Source organism: Streptomyces sp. NPDC030991 (genome assembly GCF_055571235.1).
In genome coordinates, this window is sequence record NZ_JBVIFR010000001.1 from 324,175 (window position 1) to 341,421 (window position 17,247).

A 17,247-nucleotide genomic window follows, 5' to 3' on the forward strand; every position below is an offset into this window, starting at 1 on the left:
CCACAGCATGCGGAAGGGGGCACGACCGGTGATCGGTCGTGCCCCCTTCCGCGAGTGCGAGGCTGAGCCGCGCGCGGCGTCACGCCGACTTCGCGGCCTCCTTCTCGGTGGTGGCATCAGCGGTGGTGAGCGTGCCGCCCGCGGTCTCCAGGTGGGCGCGGACGAACCACTGGAACTGCTCCAGGTCCCGCAGCTGGCCGATCAGCAGGTCCTCGGTGGCCGGGTCGATCTCCCCGACGGTCTTGACCGCGGCACGCAGGTCCTCGACGAGGCCCGTGTACACGATGTCGAGGGCGCCGAGGTGGGAGATGGCGTCGGCGCGGCCCACGCTGTAGTCCTCCCACGTGCGGGCGGCGACCAGGGAGCCGGGGGTGCCCTGCGCGACTCCGCCCAGGGCGGCCAGGCGCTCGGCGACGTCGTCCGCCATGTCGCGGACCTTGTCGACCTGCGGGTCGAGCATCTCGTGCACCGCGATGAAGTGCGGGCCGACCACGTTCCAGTGGACGTGCTTCAGCGTCAGGTGCAGGTCGTTGAGGCTGTGCAGCCGCTGCTGCAGCACCTCGATGACCGAGGCGGCGTCCTGCACCGTGATGCCGGGGACGGTGTAGCGGGGGGTGGTGGCCTTGGCCTTGGAAGTCAACGTACAGCCTCCTGTCTCATACCGGTTTGCGATGTTTCGGTACCCCGTTTCAGCAGCTCTACCCACTCGCCCCCGGTCTGTCACAGACCGGGGGCGAGGAGGGGGCCGGACCGGTCGGGGCGGTCAGTCGGTCGTCAGCAGACCGGCGCGCAGCTTGCCCAGCACACGGGTGATCAGCCGGGAGACGTGCATCTGCGAGTAACCCAGCTCGTCGGCGATCTGCTGCTGGGTCCGCTCCTCGACGAAGCGCAGATGGATGATCCTGCGCTCACGCTCGTCGAGGTCGGCGATGAGCGGGGCGAGCGCGTGGAAGTTCTCGACCAGCTCGAAGCGGCTCTCGTCGAAGCCGATGAAGTCGGCGAGGATCGTGTCGGCCTCGTCGTCCTTGCCGCTCACCGCGGCGTCCAGGGAGACGCTGTTGTAGCCGTTGGACGCCATCTGGGCCTGCGCGACCTCCGAGGGCTCCAACTGCATCAGCTCGGCGAGCTCCGCGGTCGAGGGGGAGCGCCCGAGCCGCGTACGCAGCTCCTCGGTGGCCCTGGACAGTTCCAGGCGCGCTTCCTGGAGCCGGCGCGGCACGTGTACGGCCCAGGAGGTGTCGCGGAAGAACCGCTTGATCTCACCGGTGATGTAAGGGACGGCGAAAGAGGTGAACTCGACCTCGCGCGTCAGCTCGAACCGGTCGATCGCCTTGATCAGGCCGATCGTGCCGACCTGGACGATGTCCTCCATCTCCTGGACGCCGCGGTGCCTGAACCTCGACGCCGCGTACCGCACGAGCGACAGATTCATCTCGATCAGGCAGTTGCGCACGTACTGGTACTCGTGCGTGCCCTCCTCCAGCTCGGTGAGCCGGTCGAAGAACCGCCTGCCGACCTCTCGCGCGTCCTTCGGCGCGAGCGAGGCCGGGTCCGCATAGGCGCGTTCGAACAGGTCCTGCTCCGCCTGTGGGGCCGGTACCTGTGTCTGGTCCTGCGCCGTCACGGTGGTCATGTGTCCGCCCCTTCTCATTCTTCTTCTCGCCCGCCGCTCTCGTGCCGCCGGCGGTGCCATGGTTCTCAGTGGTGACCGTTCGCACTGGCAGAGGCGCCGCCGAAGAGTCGCGCGACTGCGCGGAAGGGGAGCGTGACGACGGTGGCGATGGCGCCGCCGATCGCGCGCAGCACATCAGCTATGGCCTTGAACATGACGGGTCCTCTCTCTCAGTGGGAAGCCCGGACTCGAACAGATCTTCCGTTCGTCGCCGGGCGGCCACTGCACTGGGTGTCCTGCGAGTGACTTCTCAAACCCGTTCGGCCCAGCTCACCGCAGAGAAAGCCCCTCCCACCAGCGACTCCGGCACGGCGGTGCGCCGATTCCCGGCCGGACTTAAGGTGACTCCAAGGCCGGATGAACCCGCTCGCCGGGCGCTCAGCGACCACCGGATTGCCCGTGCGACCTATGGGTACTCAGCGCAGAAGGCGACGGTCGGGGACGGGACGGCGGCCCCCGCCCCCTCGACCGGGGCCCCGCGTTGCGGGCGGCCCCGCCGGACCGTTGTTTGCCCTCCGTTATTTGCTCCTCCTCATAACTTTCCCCTCCCCTCGAAGAAGACAGGGAGTTGTCCTCCATGCCGGCATCGCTGCCCCCGCACCCGTCCGGGCCCCTGCACGGCCTCTGCGCCGTGGTCACCGGCGGCTCGCGCGGACTGGGCCTGCTCGTCGCGGACCAACTGCTGCGCCGCGGCTGCTCCGTCACACTCGCCGCCCGGGACGCGGCCGAGCTGAAGCGCGCCGCCGACCTGCTCCAGGAGCGGCGCCCCGGGGCCGCCGTGCGCACCACCGTGACCGACGTGCGCGACCGGGAGAGCGTCGCCGACCTGTTCCGGCAGACGGCCGAGGCCTGCGGGGGCGTGGACGTGGTCGTCGCCAACGCCGGGATCATCCAGGTCGCCCCGGCCGAGACCGTCGGCGCGGACGGCTTCGACGACGCGATGAGCACCATCTTCGACGGCGCCCTCCACACGAGCCTCGAAGCCCTCCCCCACCTGCGGGAGAGCCGGGCCGGCGGGCGGCTGGCCCTGATCGGCTCCGTGGGCGGGCTGCTCGCGGTGCCACATCTGCTGCCGTACTCCTGCGCCAAGGCGGCGGTGGGCGCCCTGGCCGAGGGGCTGCACGTGGAGGCGGCGCGCGACGGTGTCTCCGTGACCGCCGTGCACCCCGGTCTCATGCGCACCGGCTCGCACCTGCACGCCGTGTTCGGCGGTGACCGGCGCCGCGAGTTCGCCTGGTTCTCCGCGCTCGCCGGCACCCCGCTGGTCTCGATGGACGCCCAGCGCGCGGCCGACCGCATCGTCGCCGCCGTGCAGCGCCGGCGGGTCCGCCTCGTCCTCACCCCCGCCGCCCGCGCCGCCGACAAGGCGCACGGCCTCGCCCCGGTCCTCACCGCGCGGCTCAGCCATGCCGTGAACGCGCTGCTGCCCTCGGCGGTGGACGAGCCCGGACTGCGGCCGGGGATCGACGTCGAACCGGCCGCCCCGCGCACGCTCGGGGAACGGCTGCGTTCGCTGGGCAGCGCCCTGAACGACCGGTCGGCCCGCGCCTACAACGAACGTCACCGCACTGCTCAAGAGGGGCCCCGGCCCTGACGACCCGGGCCCTGCCCCCTTCCCCCCTGATGAGAGGAGCCACCATGACGCACCACCACGACGACCACGCCCCCCGCCCGGCCCAGACCGCGACGGAGGAGGTCCTGGAGGAGTTCGAGGAGGCCGAGACCGATCCGGGTCACCGGAAGAGGAAGGACCGGGAGCGCGGGGAGAGCGCCGACGCCATCACGCCCAACCCTGTCGCCCAGGAGGACGCGGAGGGCGAATGACCGCAGGGCCGGCGCGGTCCACCCCTGTGACCCCCGCGCGCTCCCGTGTCCCACGACGCAGGCATGCATGAAACGCGCGTGGCGGGACACTCGGGGAGCGAGTTGCTTTGACAAAAAGGAGCCTCTCGGAATGATCACTCCCCACCCGCAGATGCTGAGCGCGCTGCTCTCCCGCTACGCGAAGGCGCGCCTCCAGCTGGTCGAGGACGACACAGTCGCGAACCGGCGCCTCCTGGAGGACGTCTCCTACACGCTGTGCGTCACCACCGCCACCCGCGAGATCGAGGACGCTCTCGCCACCGCGGAACGCCTCCTGGCCGTCGACCTGTCGGACACAGAGGCTCACCCGGCCATGGCAGGCCAGGAACAGGCCGACCAGACCCTGGTCGCCTGACCCGGGCCACAACCCGTTCTGTCTCACCCCAGCGGCGCGGCCCTCCGGCCGCGCCGCCGTCAGAGTTGCAGAGGAAACGTTCCCGGGAGCGGCGCAGAGCCCCCGGACGAGTGGCAAGGACATCACCACGCATGACGGACAGTGTGTTGGCCCCTGACATGTCGGCGGGCAGCGAGCCGGGCGCCGGGGACCGCGACGGCATCGCGCCGGACGAGGCCCGGCGGCAGAGCGCCGCGCGGTTCGCCTCCGTGGTCGACCTCATCGACCGGGGGAAGCTGGAGTTCCCGCTGCCCGGCTCCGGACGTACCGCGGAGCGGCTGGCCGCCCTGCAGTCCGTCGCCGAGGAGGATCTCTGTCTGGCCCGCCTGGTCGAGGGGCATGTGGACGCGCTCGCCATCCTCGCCGAACTCGGCGGCCCGCCCGTCCGGCCCGGCCGGCGCTGGGGCGTCTGGGCCGCCGAACCGCCGGGCACCACGCTCGAAGCGACCCGCTCCGGCGACGGCTGGGTCCTGAACGGGGCGAAGCCGTACTGTTCGGGCGCCCACAGCTGCACCGACGCGCTGGTCACGGCGCGGACGGCGGAGGGCAGGCGGCTCTTCGCCGCGGCCGTCGACGGGGAGAACTGCGCACCAGTCGCCGGCAGCTGGCAGGCCGTGGGCATGGCAGGCAGCGACACCCCTGACGTGCGCTTCGACCAGGTGCCCGCCGTCGCCGTCGGGGATGTGGAGTCCTACGTGGACCGGCCGGGTTTCCAGCACGGCGGGATCGGGGTGGCCGCCTGCTGGTACGGCGGCGCGGTCGCGGTCGCCCGCACCCTGCGCCGCGCGGCGGCCCAGCGGTCCGACCCGCACGCGGACGCCCACCTCGGAGCGGTGGACGTACAGCTGCACGCGGCCGGCACGGTCCTGCGGCAGGCGGCGGCGGAGATCGACGCGGACCCCACGGACAGCAGCGGGCAGGCCCGCGTACGCGGGCTGCGGGTCCGCGCCCTCGTGGAGTCCGTCTGCTCCGAGGTGCTGACCCGGGTCGGCCGCGCCACCGGGGCGGGCCCGCTCTGTCACGACCCGCTCCACGCCCGCGCCGTGGCGGACCTGACCGTCTACGTGCGCCAGCACCACGGCGAGCGCAATCTCGCCGAACTCGGCGCCCTCCTCGCCCGCCCGCAGGAGACCGCGTGACGCGGCCCGCCGTGAGCGCGGGACGGGCCGGCCGCACGGACGAACCGGTGGAGACCGGCCCCGCCGACCCGATCCAGGCGCCCGGCACCGACGAGGCGGTCTGGCGCGGCTGGAGCGGGTGGGAGGCGATGCCTCCGGCGCTGCTGCCGGAGCGCGGCCACGTCATGGTGGTGGCCGCGCACCCCGACGACGAAGTGCTCGGCCTCGGCGGCACGATGGCCGTCCTGGCGGAGCGCGGTGTGCGGCTGACGGTCGTCTCGATCACCGACGGCGAGGGCTCGCACCCCGACAGCCGGATCGTGACTCCGGCCTCCCTGGCCCGGCTGCGCGCCCAGGAGCTGCGCGCCGCCCTCGCCGAACTCGGCGCCGGCCGGGCGGAGATCGTCCGTCTCGCGATACCGGACACCGGTGTGGCCGACCACGAGGAGCGGCTCGGAGACGTCCTCGCGCCTCTGGTCGACGGCGCGGACCTGGTCGCCGCGCCGTGGACCGGCGATGTGCACGGCGACCACGAGGCGGCCGGCCGGGCGGCGCGCACGGCCGCGCGCCGTACCGGCACCCCTTGCTCGCTGTACCCGGTCTGGATGTGGCACTGGGCGACACCGGACGATCCGAGGGTGCCGTGGCACCGGGCCCGGCGCGTGGATCTCCCCGCGCGCGTGCAGGCGTCGAAACGAGCGGCGATCGACCGGTTCACCACCCAGATCCACCCGCTGGGACCCGGCCCCGAGGAGGCGGCGGTGCTGCCGCCCGAGGAGCTCGCCCATCACCTGCGCCCCACGGAGGTCCTGTTCCAGTGAGCACCCCGCCCTCGTACTTCGAGGACATGTACCGCGCCGCGCCCGACCCCTGGCATCTGGCCGAGCGCTGGTACGAGCGGCGCAAGTACGACCTCACGCTCGCCGCGCTCCCCCGCCCCCGCTTCCGCCGCGCCTTCGAGCCGGCCTGCTCGGTGGGCGAACTCACCGTGCGCCTCGCGGAGCGCTGCGACTCGCTCCTGGCCTGCGACCGGGTCCGCTCCGCGGTCGACACGGCGGCGCGCAGGACCCGGGACCTGCCGCACGTCGAGGTACGCCATCTCACTCTGCCGGAGCAATGGCCCGCCGGGACCTTCGATCTCGTCGTGCTGTCCGAGCTGTTGTACTACTTCGACCCGGCCGAACTGGCCGTCCTGCTCAAGCGCACGGTCGACGCCCTGGAGCCGGGCGGCACCCTCGTGACCGTGCACTGGAACCACCCGGTGGCCGAGCACCTGTGCACCGGCGACGAACTGGCGGGCGTCCTCGCGTCCCTCCCCGAACTCGCCCCGGCCGCCGAACACCGCGAGGTGGACTTCGTCCTCCAGACGTTCGGCCGCCGCCTCGACGACGGCACGGCGCCCCCCTCCCCCGCCGCCGCGGAGGGCCTGGTGTGAGACCCCGCGCTCTCGCCGTCCTCGTCCCGGCCCACAACGAGGAGGCGTTGCTCCCCGGCGCGCTGGACGCGATCCGTACCGCCGCCCGCCACCCCGCGCTGCGCCGGGTCCGGGTGGTGACGGTGGTCGCCGCGGACAGTTGCTCGGACGGCACGGTCGCGGCGGCGCTGCGCGCGGGCGCCCAGGTGGTGCGGGTCTCGTGCCGCACCGTGGGGCTGGCCCGCGCGGCGGCGGCCGACCGCGCCCTGGAGCTCCTCGGCGGCCCGGAGGGCGTCTGGTTCGCCTCGACGGACGCCGACAGCACCGTGCCGCCCCACTGGCTCGCGTTCCAGCACGCGCGCGCCGCCGAAGGGTGGGAGGCGGTCGTCGGCACCGTCGACGTCACCCGCTGGCCGCGGCACGTGCCCGGCCTGGCCGCCCGGCACCAGCTGCACTACCTCGCCTCCCGTCCGGCGCACGGCCCCTGGCACCACCCCCACGTGCACGGCGCGAACCTGGGGGTCCGCGCCGACGCCTACCTGGCCGTCGGCGGTTTCCCGCCCGTGCCGGTGAGCGAGGACCACGGTCTCGTCACCGCGCTCACCGCGGCGGGCCGTCGCATCCTGCGCACGGCCGACTGCCCGGTCGCCACCTCGGGCCGCCTGGCCCCGCGCGCCCGCGGCGGGTTCGGTGACCATCTCGCCGGGCTCGCTCTCGAGGAGAGCCCCACGCCGTAAGGCGTCCTGCCCTCAGGGTCCTTGAGCCGGCCGGCCGGGCCGGCCATCCGAGCGGTTCCTCCCTGCCCGCCGCTTCCCCGGTGCCGCCCATCGGGTGGCTCTCCCAAGATGCGGCGCGCCCCACAGTGACAACACTGGTTGGCATGGCAGAGCAACGTTCAGCACGAGCCGGTGGCTCCCCAACGGCGACCCGGAGACGAGCCGCGCCCAAGAAGGGGCCCTCCCACGCCGCCCGTGCGGCCTGCCAGAGCCTGGAAGGGCTGATCGGCCACCGCACCGAGGGTGTTTCCGCGGTACGGCGCTGCGACGACGACGGCTGGTGCGTCGTCGTGGACGTCCTCGAAGTGGCCCGCATCCCGGACACGACGAGCCTGCTCGCCTCCTACGAGGTGCTGCTCGATCCGGACGGCGAACTCCTGGAGTACCGCCGGCTCCGCCGGTACCGGCGCGGCGCCGCCGACGAGTGACCCAGTTCGTACGACGAGGGGAAGGACCCTGATGACGACCACGACCTACGCCGACGAGACCGTTCCCTGTGCTCCGCGCGCCGGCACGCTCTACGACGTGCTGGAACTCATCCTCGACCGGGGCATGGTGATCGACGTGTTCGTGCGGGTCTCCCTGGTCGGCATCGAGATCCTCAAGATCGACGCACGCATAGTCGTGGCGAGCGTGGACACCTATCTGCGCTTCGCGGAGGCGTGCAACCGCCTCGACCTGGAACGGGACTCCGGCAGCACGACCGTCCCCGAACTCATCGGCGGCGGTGCCGCCAAGAAGATCGGCAAGCGCAAGGTCCGCGATGCCGCCGAGTCCGTCGGTGACACCGTGCGCAAGGTGGTCGGAGGCGGCGACGACCGCGACCAGGACGAAGCCGACGACGGGGACGACGAGCAGTACGAGCGTCCGCGCAAGCGTCGCGCCCCCGCCCGCAGCGGCAGCGGCGGCACGGCCCGGCGCCGCAGAGCGGAGGCATGAGCATGTCGACCGAGGCACTCTACGTCTACGCGGTCGTCCACGCCGGGACCACGCTGCCCGCGGGGGCGGCGGGGGTCGGCAGCCCACCCGCCGCGCTCCGCACCGTCGGCACCGGCCAGGTGAACGCCGTCGTCAGCGCGGCCCCGGCGAAGCTGCGCGCCCGGCGGCGCGACCTGATGGCCCATCAGAACCTGCTGACGGAGCTCGCCGGGGCCGGACCGGTCCTGCCGATGCGCTTCGGCGCGGTGGCCCCGGACGAGGACGCGCTGCGGGCCCAGCTCGACGCCGCGGAGCCGGACCATCTCGCCGCGCTGGAGCGGCTCGCCGGGCATGTCGAGATCAACGTCAAGGCCATGCCCGCGCACGACGCGCTGGCCGCGCTGGTCGATGGTGACGCGACCGTGCGGCGACTGCGTGACGAGGCGCGCAGGCGCCCCGGCTACCAGGCGGACGTGCGGCTGGGCGAGGCCGTCGCCTCGGCCCTGGCCCGCCGGGCGGCCGAGGCCGGGCGGCAGGCGCTGCACAGTCTCGCCTCGATGGCCCGCGCGGTGGCCACCGGCCCCGATGTGCAGGGGTGCGCGCTCAACGTGTCGTTCCTCGTGGCCCGTGCGGACACCGACCGGTTCCGCGCCGCGGCCGAGCGGTTCGCCGCCGTGCACCGGGACCACGTCGAACTCCGGCTGGTCGGGCCGCTCCCCTGCTACAGCTTCGTCGCCACCCGTCCGCAGGCCCCGTCGCTCGCGGTCGGCGGGGGATGACGATGGGGCTGATCAGCGGGGTGCTGCTGCTCCCCCTCGCTCCGGCGCGTGGCGTCGTGTGGGTCGCCGAACGGCTCCAGGACGCCGCCGAGCGGGAGCTCTACGACCCGGGCGTGGTACGCGCGCAGCTCGCCGCGCTCAACCAGGACCTGGACGAGGGCCACATCTCCCTGGCCGAGTTCGAGGCCGAAGAAGAGCGGCTGCTCGACCGGTTGTACGCCGCCCAGACCGGCCCGGCGCCGGCAGACAGAAGGTGACAGGCATGGACGACCAGAGCAAAGTGGCGCTCGCGACAGCCGTCGTGGGCGGATATGTACTGGGCCGGACCAAGAAGGGCCGGCTGGCTCTGAGCGTCGCGACCTATCTGGCGGGGCGGCGGTTCGCCCTCGAACCCCGTCAGCTGGCGGCCCTGGGGATGCGCAAGCTCGGCGAGATGCCCCAGTTCGCCGACTTGCAGGACCAGCTCAGGGGCGAGGTGCTCGGCGCGGGCCGGCAGGCCCTGACCGCCGCGGCCAACCGGAGCATGAACACCCTGGCCGACGCCCTCGGCGACCGGACGGCCCGCCTCACCGGGGCGGGCTCCGATGACGAGGACGACGACGAGGACGAGAACGTCGAGGACGACGACGAGGGGTACGACGACGAGGGCTACGACGACTACGAGGACTCGGAGGGGGGTGCGGACGAGGACGAGGAGTACGGGGAGCCGACCGACCGGCCCGAGGACGAACCGGACGACGAGGGCTACGACGACGAGGCCGACGAGGACGACTCCTTCGACGACGCCCGGCCCGATCCCGACGAGGAGGACGAGGACGCGGAGGAGGCAGAGGACGAGGAGGACGAAGCGCCCCCGCCGCCGCCCCGGCGCAGGAGAGCACCTGCCTCGCCCGCACGGTCGGCCCGGAAGCCGCGGACACCGCAGAAGCCCTCTGCCCCGAAGCGGGACGCGGCCCCGGCCAAGAAGTCGGCCCCGGCCAAGAAGTCCCCTCCGGCGAAGAAGAGCGCCGCGAAGACGTCGGCGCCGGCCAGGAAGGCACCCGCGAAGAAGTCCGCCCCGGCGAAGAAGGCCGCGCCTGCGAAGAAGTCGACGGCCAAGCGGCCCGCCGCGAAGAAGTCGGCCCCCGCGAAGAAGGGCGCCGCCAAGAAGGCCGCCCCGGCGAAGAGGACGACCGGGGGCGCGAAGGAGACCGCCGCCAAGAAGACAGCACCCGCGAAGAAAGCGACCCCCAACAAAGCCGCCGCGAAGAAGTCGGCGTCAGCGAAGCGCGCGACCTCCAGGCGCGCCGATCGGCGGAGGTAGCCGGCCATGGCACAGAACGACAGGGACGAGTCCGCGGGGTCCGAGGAGTCGGGGATCGGCCGGCTGAAGGACGAGCTGTCGAAGTTCGCCGAAGCTCAGGTGCAGCAGTGGTCGGAGAAGGCGGGCGACAAACTCACCGACCTGACGGGGAAGTTGGGCGACGCGGCGGAGAACGGCGGTTCGCTGGCCTCCATCGGTTCGCGCGTGCTCCAGGGCGAGTCTCCGGTCAAGGCGTTCGTCTCGGACAAGGCCAAGAACGCCAAGGACGCGGTCGTGGGCAAGGCGAAGGACGTCTTCGGCGGCGGTGGAGGCGGCGGCGGCAAGGGCAGTCGCAAGTCCGGTGACAGCAAGGTCATGAACATCATCGAGGTGCTCGACGTGGGGGTGCCGCTGCGCACCGCGTACGACGCGTGGACGCAGTACGAGGAGTTCAGCGGCTTCACCAAGGGCGTCCGCGATGTGTCGAAGAGCGACGACACGCAGAGCGACTGGAAGGTCAAGGTCGGGCCGTCCTCGCGCAGCTTCAAGGCCACGGTGCAGGAGCAGATCCCCGACGACCGCATCGTGTGGACCTCCGAGGGCGCGAAGGGCACCACCCGCGGCGCCGTCAGCTTCCACGAGCTGGCCCCGACCCTGACGCGGATCGTGCTGGTCGTGGAGTACTACCCGTCCGGGTTCTTCGAGAAGACGGGCAACCTCTGGCGTGCCCAGGGGCGCCGTCTGCGGCTGGACTTCAAGCATTTCCAGCGGTACGTCACTCTCACCGAGGAGGACCCGGAGGGGTGGCGCGGGGAGATCAGGGACGGCGAGGTCGTCCTCTCCCACGAGGACGCCGTCGAGCAGGAGGAGTCGGAGGCCGCCGAGAACCAGGACGGCGAGCAGGACGACGACGCGGACGAGAACTACGCGAGCGACGACGAGGACGACGACTACGACGAAGACGCCGAGGACGATGAAGAGGAGCCCGGCGAAGAAGGAGAGGAGGAGGACGCGGACCAGGCAGCCGAGGACGACGGGACGGACGAGGACGAGACCGACGACGAGGACGATGAGGACGGTGAGGACGAGGACGAGTGGGAGGAGCCGCGGCGGCCCAGCCGTAGGCGACGGCCGGGGGCGTCACGGTGACCGACCTCGACTTCCGGCCGGAGGGGCAGCCGGTGCCCGGCCCTGCCTCCACCAACCTGGCCGACATCCTTGAGCGTGTCCTGGACAAAGGGATCGTCATCGCAGGCGACATCAAGATCGACCTGCTCGACATCGAGCTGCTCACCATCCGCCTACGGCTCTTCGTCGCCTCCGTCGACACCGCGAAGAAGGCGGGCATCGACTGGTGGGAGACCGATCCGGCGCTGAGCTCACGGGCCTCGCGCAACGCGCTGGAGGACGAGAACCGCGAGCTGCGCGAGCGGCTGGAGGCGCTGGAGGAGGCGCCGGACGGCCGGGCGGCGCGGCAGGAGGCGACCAGCGAAGAGGAGCACCGGAAGACATGAACCACCCCGACCACGCCCAGCTCCCGGACCCCGCCGCGCGGATGCCGGGCGCGGGCGCCACGTACGTCTTCGCCGTGTGCCGTGGCACCCGCGCCGTCAACTCGGCCGATCTCAGCGCTCTGCCGGGCATGCCCGGTGGCGAGCGGGTGCGGCTGCTCACCGCCGGAACGCTGACGGCGGTGGTCCAGACGGTGCGGGCCGCCGACTTCACCGACGAGGTCTGGCAGTCGCGGCTGTCGGACCGTGCGGAGATCGAGCGGTACGCGCGGGCCCACCACGAGGTGGTGACGGCGGCGGCCGGCCGGGGCGCGGCGGTCCCGCTGCCCCTCGCCACGCTGTACCACGACGACGAGCGGGTCCGCGGTCTCCTCGACGAGGAGGCGGCGCGCTTCCACGGGGCGCTGAAGCGCATCGCGCACCACACCGAGTGGGGTGTGAAGGTGTACCGGCCGGCGGCGCCGCCGGAGCGTCCGGATCCCGTCCCGGTGCGGACCGCGGCCGGCCCTGCCCGGCCGGCGCCGGGCGCCGGTCTCGCCTATCTGAACCGCAGGCGCGGCGACCAGGACCGGCGGGAGCGGAGCCGGGAAGAGGCGCTGGGTGTCGCGGAGTCGGTCGACGCGGAGCTGCGTGCCCTGGCCGCCGAGTCCCGTCGGCTCCGTACTCACGGTGCGGCTCTCGCGGGGGATCAGCGGGTGCACGTACTCAATGCCACGTATCTGGTCGCCGCGGAGCGGGCGGACGAACTCAGGCGGGTGGTGGGGTCGTTGCGGGAGCGCACGGGAGCGCAGATCGAGCTGTCCGGGCCGTGGGTCCCCTACTCGTTCGTCGGCGGGGTGTAGCCGTGGAGCGGGAAGCGGTGCCGTGGGACGGTGCGGAGCCGCTGAGCGGTCCGCTGGGGGTGCCGCTGGTCGATCTGCTGGACCGGGTGCTGGCCACCGGGGTGGTGGTGAGCGGCGATCTCGTCATCGCGATCGCCGAGGTGCCCCTCGTACGGCTGTCGCTGCACGCGCTCCTGTCGTCGGTCAACGAGCGCGTGCCGGCGCCGTGGGCGGACGGGGGTCCGCTGTGACGGATCCGCGCGGCGACGGCTCGCGTACCGGCGGCGCACGCGTCGAGCTCGACTCGGCGAAGATGGGGCACGACCTGGTGGCCCTGGTGCTGACCGTGGTCGAGCTGTTGCGGCAGTTGATGGAGCGGCAGGCCATCCGGCGGGTCGAGCAGGGGGACCTGAGCGACGAGCAGGTCGAGGAGATCGGCACGACCCTCATGCTGCTCGACGAACGCATGCGGGAGCTCTGCGATCAGCACGGGGTGCGCCCGGAGGACCTGAACCTGGATCTCGGCCCGCTCGGCTCCCTCCTCCCCCGCGACTGAGTGGGAAGGCGTGGTCGGGCGCCTCGGGCGCGCTCACTCGAATGGCAGACCGTGACCGGTGGGCGCAGAGTGAGGGAGGGGAACTCACGGGCGGGCGCCCCCGTCCGTGCCGGCGACTCACTGTGAGGCGGTCATGTCCGACATCGGAATCGGTAGCGGCAGCACGACGACAGGAAGTGGACAGAAGTCCGGCACCCGCGGCACGACCACCATCGCCGACAGTGTCGTGGCCACCATCGCCGGCATCGCGATCCGGGAGACGGACGGTGTCCGTTCGGTGGGCAAGGGCGCGTCGAAGGCTCTGGGCGCGGTCTCGAACCGGATGCCCGGATCCTCCTCCCCCGGACGCTCGGTCAAGGCGCGGGTGGACGGCGAAGAGGTCTCGGTCGATGTCGACGTCGAGGTCGAGTACGGCGTACTGATCCATGAACTCGCCGACGAGATCCGCGCCCGCGTCATCGACGCCGTCGAGACGATGACCGGGCTCGACGTGACCGAGATCAACATCAATGTCTTCGACGTGCACGTCCCGGAGGACGACGAGGACGACGGCAGCGGCTCCGGTCAGAGCTCCGCGTCCCGCGTGGGGTGACGGGGGGCCGCGCCCGCCGGCGGACCGCTCACGCGGCCTGCCGGTGGGCGGGCGCCCGGCTGGCGTGGTCGCGGACCTGGGCGCAGCTGCGGTTGATGAGGCGGGAGACGTGCATCTGCGAGATGCCGACCTTCTCCGCTATGCCGGCCTGCGTCATGTCCTCGAAGTAGCGTAGGTAGAGGATGGTGCGCTCCCTCTCGGGCAGCGCCCTGAGCCCTTCCTTGGCGGCTTCGCGGTCGTTGATGACGTCGTACGCGGTCTCGGTGTGCCCGAGGGTGTCGACGAGGCTGAGCCCGTCCTCGGTGCTCCCGCTCTCGGCGTCGAGCGAGAGGGAGCGGTAGCTCTCCAGCGCCTCCATGCCGTCGTGCACCTCGTCCAGGGTCAGCCCGGTCTGCGCCGCGATCTCCTCCGTGCTGGCCTCGCCGGCGTGGCCGGGCCGGTTCATGATGTCGCGGCGTGCGGCGCGGACCTTGTTGCGCAGGTCCTGGACCCGGCGCGGGACCCGTACGTCCCAGGTGTGGTCGCGGAAGTGGCGGCGCAGTTCACCGGTGATCGTGGGGACCGCGTAGGACTCGAAGGCGCCGCGGGCGGGGTCGTACCGGTCCACGGCCTTGACCAGCCCCATGGCGGCGACCTGCTTCAGGTCCTCCAGGTTCTCGCCACGGTTGCGGAACTTGGTGGCGAGGCGGTGGGCCATGGGCAGCCAGGCCTCCACCAGCTCCTGGCAGAGCAGGTCGCGTTCGGGGCCTTCGGGAGCGGCGGCGAGACGTCGGAATGCCTCTGCGGTCTCGGGTGCGTCATCGTGCAGTCGGCGAACGGCCATCAGGATGTCTCCTCCTATCGCTGCTTCCGGGAAGTCCGTGAGAAGCAGCGGGGCCCGCATCCCGGGCACAGTGCTCCCACGAATGCGCCTGTGGTCCCAAGCACTGACACCCGCCTGCCCTCGGCCCCCGGCGACAAACAGGGGGACGGTCCGGGTTGTCGCAGCTCTCCGCGATGCTGCGATCATGGATGGCATGGACATCCTCCGCAGGAACAACGTCACCGTCACCGGGAACCCGCACGGACGGGCGGTGGTGCTGGCGCACGGCTTCGGCTGTGACCAGAACATGTGGCGGCTGACCGTGCCCGCGCTGGAGCGCGACCACCGCGTGATCCTGTTCGACTACGTCGGCTCGGGCCGCTCGGACCTGACCGCGTTCTCGGCGGAGCGCTACGGCTCGCTGGCCGGGTACGCGCAGGACGTGGTGGACGTGTGCGACGAGCTCGACCTGCGTGACGCGGTGTTCGTGGGCCACTCGGTCAGCGCCATGGTCGGCGTGCTGGCCGCCCGGCAGGCACCGGAACGCTTCGGGGCGCTCGTGATGGTCGCCCCCTCGCCGCGTTACATCGACGACGAGGGGTACCGCGGCGGCTTCAGCGAGAGCGACATCGCGGAGCTCCTGGAGTCCCTGGAGGCGAACTACCTGGGCTGGTCGGCCGCGATGGCCCCGGTCATCATGGGCAACCCCGAGCGGCCCGAGCTCGGGGACGAGCTCAGGAACAGCTTCTGCGCCACCGACCCGGACATGGCGCGGGTCTTCGCGCGGACCACGTTCCTCTCGGACGCCCGCGCCGATCTCAAGGACGTCCGGCTGCCGACGCTGGTCCTGGAGTGCACCCAGGACGCCATCGCGCCCCGGGAGGTCGGCGCCTACGTGCACGCGGCGATCCCCGGCTCGACGCTGGTGACGCTCGACGCGACCGGGCACTGCCCGCACCTTTCCGCGCCCGATTCCACCAATGCGGCGATCACGGCGTTCCTGGCAGGTCTGCGGTGATGTGCCGCACCGGGTCGGACTCCGGGGGCACCGAGGGCGAGACGGCCGCGGCCGCGACGTTCGCCGCCCTCCTGGAGGACAGCCCGGAGGACCTCTACGACAACGCGCCGTGCGGGTATGTGTCCACGCTGATGGACGGCACCATCGTGAAGCTCAACGGCACCCTGCTGGGCTGGCTGGGGCTCGAACGGCAGGCGGTGGTGGGCCAGTTGCGGTTCACGGATCTGCTGCCCGTGGGCGGCAGGCTGTACCACGAGACGCACTTCGCGCCGCTGCTGCGGATGCAGGGCGAGATCAGCGGGGTGGCGCTGGAGCTGAAGCAGGCCGACGGCGGCCGGTTGCCGGTCCTGGTCTCCGGGGTGGTCAAGTACGGCGACAGCGGGACACCGCTCCTGACCCGCATCAACATCTTCGACGCCACCGACCGGCGCGCCTACGAGACGGAGCTGCTGCGCAGCCGCAGGGTGGCCGAGGAGTCCGCGCGGCAGGCCCGCGCCGACCGGGCCCGGCTGCAACAGGCGCTCGCCGTCCTGCAGGAGTCGCTGCTGCCCGCGACGCTGCCCGACATCCCCGGGATGGAGGCGGCGGGCTACTACCACACGGCCTCCCCCGACCGGCTCGGCGGCGACTTCTACGACGTCTTCCCGCTGGACGACAAGCGCTTCGCCTTCTTCCTCGGCGACGTCTGCGGGAAGGGCCCGGAGGCGGCTGCCGTCACCTCGCTGACCCGGTACACCCTGCGCGCCGCCGCGCTGCACGACCCCGAGCCCATAGCCGCGCTGACCACGCTCAACCAGGTCCTGCACGAGCGGTACTCGGGGGACGATCCCCGCTTCTGCACCGCCATCTTCGGTGTCCTGGACCCCGATCAGGACACCGGGCACGTCACCGTCCGGCTCGCCTCCGGAGGCCACCCGCCGGCGCTCGTCCTGCGGGCCGAGGGCACGGCCGAGTTCCTGCCCACCCCCGGCGGCCTGCTCGTCGGCGTCCTGCCCGATCCGCGCTTCGCCACCGCGACCACGAGCCTCGCCCCCGGTGACACGCTGCTGCTCTACACCGACGGCCTCATCGAGGCCCGCACCGGGCCCGACCGCTCGGAACTCTTCGGGGACGAGGCGCTGCGCGACTTCGCGGTCGGGCACACCGGTTCCGCCGAGTCCGTCATCGCTTCGCTGGGCGGCCTGTTGAGCGGTCTCGGTGAAGGTCTCGACGACGACACCGCGCTGCTCGCTCTCGGCGTGCCCGCTTCCGCTCCGACGACGGAGAGCACGCCATGAGCCCGCTGAGGATCCTCACCGAGGAGCACGCGACCGGCACCGTCCTGAAGATCGTCGGCGATCTCGACCACGACACGTCCCCGGTGCTGCGCGAACTGCTGCCCACGGTCGTCCTGCGGCCGGGGGGCCTGCTGGTCCTGGACCTCGGTGCGATGCCGTTCTGCGACTCCAGCGGCATCAGCGCCCTGATCGCCGCGCGCAATCACGCCGGGGCCGCCGGCGCCGACATCGCGCTGGCCGCCGTCCCCGCCAACACCCTGCGCATCCTGCGCATTGTCGGCCTCGACCAGATCTTCGCCCTCCACCCGGACACCGCCGCGGCGACCCGGGCCGGCTGACGCGGAGCCCGGACGACGGAGGGGTGGGCCCGGCCGTCCCAGGCCGGGCCCACCCCTTGGCACGCGCGCCACCGCCCGTGGCGCTGTGCCGCTCGTGTGTCCGCGCGCTCCTGCGC

General features: G+C 72.5%; 25 protein-coding genes. 21 read left to right on the plus strand and 4 right to left on the minus strand.

What is annotated here, in order from left to right:
• Nucleotides 1-79 precede the first annotated feature (79 nt).
• The 3 genes from dps to ACZ45E_RS01555 all read right to left on the minus strand — a co-directional run bounded on the left by dps (nt 80) and on the right by ACZ45E_RS01555 (nt 1,827).
• Complete coding sequence (gene dps / locus ACZ45E_RS01545; protein ID WP_468215130.1) at nt 80-640, minus strand: DNA starvation/stationary phase protection protein Dps; 561 nt, start codon at nt 638-640, stop codon at nt 80-82.
• A gap of 123 nt (nt 641-763) precedes the next feature.
• Entirely contained in the window at nt 764-1,633 is an 870-nt protein-coding gene (locus ACZ45E_RS01550; protein WP_468215133.1) for a SigB/SigF/SigG family RNA polymerase sigma factor, read from the minus strand.
• A gap of 65 nt (nt 1,634-1,698) precedes the next feature.
• Nucleotides 1,699-1,827 carry an LPFR motif small protein gene (locus ACZ45E_RS01555; protein WP_468215134.1) on the minus strand — a complete coding sequence of 43 codons (129 nt, stop codon included), beginning with the start codon at nt 1,825-1,827 and terminating at the stop codon, nt 1,699-1,701.
• Between the two features lie 422 nt (nt 1,828-2,249).
• Between ACZ45E_RS01555 and ACZ45E_RS01560 the strand changes: the two genes are divergently transcribed.
• The 18 genes from ACZ45E_RS01560 to ACZ45E_RS01645 all read left to right on the plus strand — a co-directional run bounded on the left by ACZ45E_RS01560 (nt 2,250) and on the right by ACZ45E_RS01645 (nt 13,696).
• Complete coding sequence (locus ACZ45E_RS01560; protein ID WP_468215136.1) at nt 2,250-3,266, plus strand: SDR family NAD(P)-dependent oxidoreductase; 1,017 nt, start codon at nt 2,250-2,252, stop codon at nt 3,264-3,266.
• A 44-nt stretch (nt 3,267-3,310) separates the two neighbouring features.
• On the plus strand, nt 3,311-3,496 hold the full coding sequence (locus ACZ45E_RS01565) for a hypothetical protein (protein ID WP_468215139.1): 186 nt from the start codon (nt 3,311-3,313) through the stop codon (nt 3,494-3,496).
• 130 nt (nt 3,497-3,626) lie between these two features.
• Nucleotides 3,627-3,890 carry a DUF5133 domain-containing protein gene (locus ACZ45E_RS01570; protein ID WP_468215141.1) on the plus strand — a complete coding sequence of 88 codons (264 nt, stop codon included), beginning with the start codon at nt 3,627-3,629 and terminating at the stop codon, nt 3,888-3,890.
• A 158-nt stretch (nt 3,891-4,048) separates the two neighbouring features.
• A complete protein-coding gene (locus ACZ45E_RS01575) occupies nt 4,049-5,068 on the plus strand; it encodes an acyl-CoA dehydrogenase family protein (RefSeq protein WP_468215995.1) in 1,020 nt (339 codons plus the stop codon).
• Nucleotides 5,065-5,868: a PIG-L deacetylase family protein gene (locus ACZ45E_RS01580; protein ID WP_468215143.1), complete on the plus strand. Its 804-nt coding sequence runs from the start codon at nt 5,065-5,067 to the stop codon at nt 5,866-5,868. Before ACZ45E_RS01575 ends, ACZ45E_RS01580 begins: the two co-directional genes overlap by 4 nt.
• Complete coding sequence (locus ACZ45E_RS01585) at nt 5,865-6,482, plus strand: class I SAM-dependent methyltransferase (RefSeq protein ID WP_468215147.1); 618 nt, start codon at nt 5,865-5,867, stop codon at nt 6,480-6,482. The genes ACZ45E_RS01580 and ACZ45E_RS01585 overlap by 4 nt, the downstream gene beginning before the upstream one ends.
• Nucleotides 6,479-7,198: a glycosyltransferase family 2 protein gene (locus ACZ45E_RS01590; protein ID WP_468215149.1), complete on the plus strand. Its 720-nt coding sequence runs from the start codon at nt 6,479-6,481 to the stop codon at nt 7,196-7,198. The genes ACZ45E_RS01585 and ACZ45E_RS01590 overlap by 4 nt, the downstream gene beginning before the upstream one ends.
• A gap of 143 nt (nt 7,199-7,341) precedes the next feature.
• Nucleotides 7,342-7,665, plus strand: coding sequence for a gas vesicle protein GvpO (locus tag ACZ45E_RS01595; protein ID WP_468215150.1), 324 nt, complete (start codon nt 7,342-7,344; stop codon nt 7,663-7,665).
• Nucleotides 7,666-7,696: 31 nt separating this feature from the next.
• Nucleotides 7,697-8,176, plus strand: a complete 480-nt coding sequence (gvpJ, locus tag ACZ45E_RS01600) for a gas vesicle protein GvpJ (protein WP_468215152.1) — start codon at nt 7,697-7,699, stop codon at nt 8,174-8,176.
• 2 nt (nt 8,177-8,178) lie between these two features.
• Nucleotides 8,179-8,934 (plus strand): GvpL/GvpF family gas vesicle protein, encoded by a 756-nt coding sequence (locus ACZ45E_RS01605; RefSeq protein ID WP_468215155.1) that lies wholly within the window; start codon nt 8,179-8,181, stop codon nt 8,932-8,934.
• Between the two features lie 2 nt (nt 8,935-8,936).
• Nucleotides 8,937-9,191, plus strand: a complete 255-nt coding sequence (locus tag ACZ45E_RS01610) for a gas vesicle protein GvpG (RefSeq protein ID WP_468215157.1) — start codon at nt 8,937-8,939, stop codon at nt 9,189-9,191.
• Nucleotides 9,192-9,196: 5 nt separating this feature from the next.
• Nucleotides 9,197-10,237 carry a histone protein gene (locus ACZ45E_RS01615; protein WP_468215159.1) on the plus strand — a complete coding sequence of 347 codons (1,041 nt, stop codon included), beginning with the start codon at nt 9,197-9,199 and terminating at the stop codon, nt 10,235-10,237.
• A 6-nt stretch (nt 10,238-10,243) separates the two neighbouring features.
• The gene (locus ACZ45E_RS01620) at nt 10,244-11,365 is read left to right on the plus strand and encodes an SRPBCC family protein (RefSeq protein ID WP_468215162.1); all 1,122 of its coding nucleotides are present in this window, start codon (nt 10,244-10,246) and stop codon (nt 11,363-11,365) included.
• Nucleotides 11,362-11,730 carry a gas vesicle protein gene (locus tag ACZ45E_RS01625; protein WP_468215164.1) on the plus strand — a complete coding sequence of 123 codons (369 nt, stop codon included), beginning with the start codon at nt 11,362-11,364 and terminating at the stop codon, nt 11,728-11,730. The genes ACZ45E_RS01620 and ACZ45E_RS01625 overlap by 4 nt, the downstream gene beginning before the upstream one ends.
• Nucleotides 11,727-12,569, plus strand: coding sequence for a GvpL/GvpF family gas vesicle protein (locus ACZ45E_RS01630; RefSeq protein ID WP_468215166.1), 843 nt, complete (start codon nt 11,727-11,729; stop codon nt 12,567-12,569). Before ACZ45E_RS01625 ends, ACZ45E_RS01630 begins: the two co-directional genes overlap by 4 nt.
• 2 nt (nt 12,570-12,571) lie before the next feature.
• The gene (locus ACZ45E_RS01635) at nt 12,572-12,799 is read left to right on the plus strand and encodes a gas vesicle protein (RefSeq protein WP_468215168.1); all 228 of its coding nucleotides are present in this window, start codon (nt 12,572-12,574) and stop codon (nt 12,797-12,799) included.
• A complete protein-coding gene (locus ACZ45E_RS01640) occupies nt 12,796-13,104 on the plus strand; it encodes a gas vesicle protein K (RefSeq protein WP_468215170.1) in 309 nt (102 codons plus the stop codon). The genes ACZ45E_RS01635 and ACZ45E_RS01640 overlap by 4 nt, the downstream gene beginning before the upstream one ends.
• Nucleotides 13,105-13,237: 133 nt before the next feature.
• Nucleotides 13,238-13,696: an Asp23/Gls24 family envelope stress response protein gene (locus ACZ45E_RS01645; RefSeq protein WP_468215171.1), complete on the plus strand. Its 459-nt coding sequence runs from the start codon at nt 13,238-13,240 to the stop codon at nt 13,694-13,696.
• A gap of 28 nt (nt 13,697-13,724) precedes the next feature.
• On the opposite strand, the gene ACZ45E_RS01650 is transcribed toward ACZ45E_RS01645, so the two are convergent.
• On the minus strand, nt 13,725-14,519 hold the full coding sequence (locus ACZ45E_RS01650; RefSeq protein ID WP_468215173.1) for a SigB/SigF/SigG family RNA polymerase sigma factor: 795 nt from the start codon (nt 14,517-14,519) through the stop codon (nt 13,725-13,727).
• Nucleotides 14,520-14,712: 193 nt separating this feature from the next.
• Here ACZ45E_RS01650 and ACZ45E_RS01655 point away from each other — a divergent pair, with 193 nt between their 5' ends.
• From ACZ45E_RS01655 to ACZ45E_RS01665, 3 genes are read left to right on the plus strand one after another with little or no spacing between them, the layout of a single operon-like run.
• Entirely contained in the window at nt 14,713-15,516 is an 804-nt protein-coding gene (locus tag ACZ45E_RS01655; RefSeq protein WP_468215997.1) for an alpha/beta fold hydrolase, read from the plus strand.
• On the plus strand, nt 15,516-16,793 hold the full coding sequence (locus tag ACZ45E_RS01660) for a PP2C family protein-serine/threonine phosphatase (RefSeq protein ID WP_468215175.1): 1,278 nt from the start codon (nt 15,516-15,518) through the stop codon (nt 16,791-16,793). The genes ACZ45E_RS01655 and ACZ45E_RS01660 overlap by 1 nt, the downstream gene beginning before the upstream one ends.
• Nucleotides 16,790-17,131 carry an STAS domain-containing protein gene (locus ACZ45E_RS01665; RefSeq protein WP_468215177.1) on the plus strand — a complete coding sequence of 114 codons (342 nt, stop codon included), beginning with the start codon at nt 16,790-16,792 and terminating at the stop codon, nt 17,129-17,131. Before ACZ45E_RS01660 ends, ACZ45E_RS01665 begins: the two co-directional genes overlap by 4 nt.
• The last annotated feature ends 116 nt before the right edge of the window (nt 17,132-17,247 follow it).

Bases quoted from the DNA above. Each gene is read 5' to 3' on its own strand.
- ACZ45E_RS01550 (WP_468215133.1), bottom strand. From the start codon at position 1,633: ATGACCACCGTGACGGCGCAGGACCAGACACAGGTACCGGCCCCACAG.
- ACZ45E_RS01555 (WP_468215134.1), bottom strand. From the start codon at position 1,827: ATGTTCAAGGCCATAGCTGATGTGCTGCGCGCGATCGGCGGCGCCATC.
- ACZ45E_RS01560 (WP_468215136.1), top strand. From the start codon at position 2,250: ATGCCGGCATCGCTGCCCCCGCACCCGTCCGGGCCCCTGCACGGCCTC.
- ACZ45E_RS01565 (WP_468215139.1), top strand. From the start codon at position 3,311: ATGACGCACCACCACGACGACCACGCCCCCCGCCCGGCCCAGACCGCG.
- ACZ45E_RS01570 (WP_468215141.1), top strand. From the start codon at position 3,627: ATGATCACTCCCCACCCGCAGATGCTGAGCGCGCTGCTCTCCCGCTAC.
- ACZ45E_RS01575 (WP_468215995.1), top strand. From the start codon at position 4,049: ATGTCGGCGGGCAGCGAGCCGGGCGCCGGGGACCGCGACGGCATCGCG.
- ACZ45E_RS01595 (WP_468215150.1), top strand. From the start codon at position 7,342: ATGGCAGAGCAACGTTCAGCACGAGCCGGTGGCTCCCCAACGGCGACC.
- gvpJ (WP_468215152.1), top strand. From the start codon at position 7,697: ATGACGACCACGACCTACGCCGACGAGACCGTTCCCTGTGCTCCGCGC.
- ACZ45E_RS01605 (WP_468215155.1), top strand. From the start codon at position 8,179: ATGTCGACCGAGGCACTCTACGTCTACGCGGTCGTCCACGCCGGGACC.
- ACZ45E_RS01610 (WP_468215157.1), top strand. From the start codon at position 8,937: ATGGGGCTGATCAGCGGGGTGCTGCTGCTCCCCCTCGCTCCGGCGCGT.
- ACZ45E_RS01615 (WP_468215159.1), top strand. From the start codon at position 9,197: ATGGACGACCAGAGCAAAGTGGCGCTCGCGACAGCCGTCGTGGGCGGA.
- ACZ45E_RS01620 (WP_468215162.1), top strand. From the start codon at position 10,244: ATGGCACAGAACGACAGGGACGAGTCCGCGGGGTCCGAGGAGTCGGGG.
- ACZ45E_RS01630 (WP_468215166.1), top strand. From the start codon at position 11,727: ATGAACCACCCCGACCACGCCCAGCTCCCGGACCCCGCCGCGCGGATG.
- ACZ45E_RS01645 (WP_468215171.1), top strand. From the start codon at position 13,238: ATGTCCGACATCGGAATCGGTAGCGGCAGCACGACGACAGGAAGTGGA.
- ACZ45E_RS01650 (WP_468215173.1), bottom strand. From the start codon at position 14,519: ATGGCCGTTCGCCGACTGCACGATGACGCACCCGAGACCGCAGAGGCA.
- ACZ45E_RS01655 (WP_468215997.1), top strand. From the start codon at position 14,713: ATGGACATCCTCCGCAGGAACAACGTCACCGTCACCGGGAACCCGCAC.
- ACZ45E_RS01660 (WP_468215175.1), top strand. From the start codon at position 15,516: ATGTGCCGCACCGGGTCGGACTCCGGGGGCACCGAGGGCGAGACGGCC.
- ACZ45E_RS01665 (WP_468215177.1), top strand. From the start codon at position 16,790: ATGAGCCCGCTGAGGATCCTCACCGAGGAGCACGCGACCGGCACCGTC.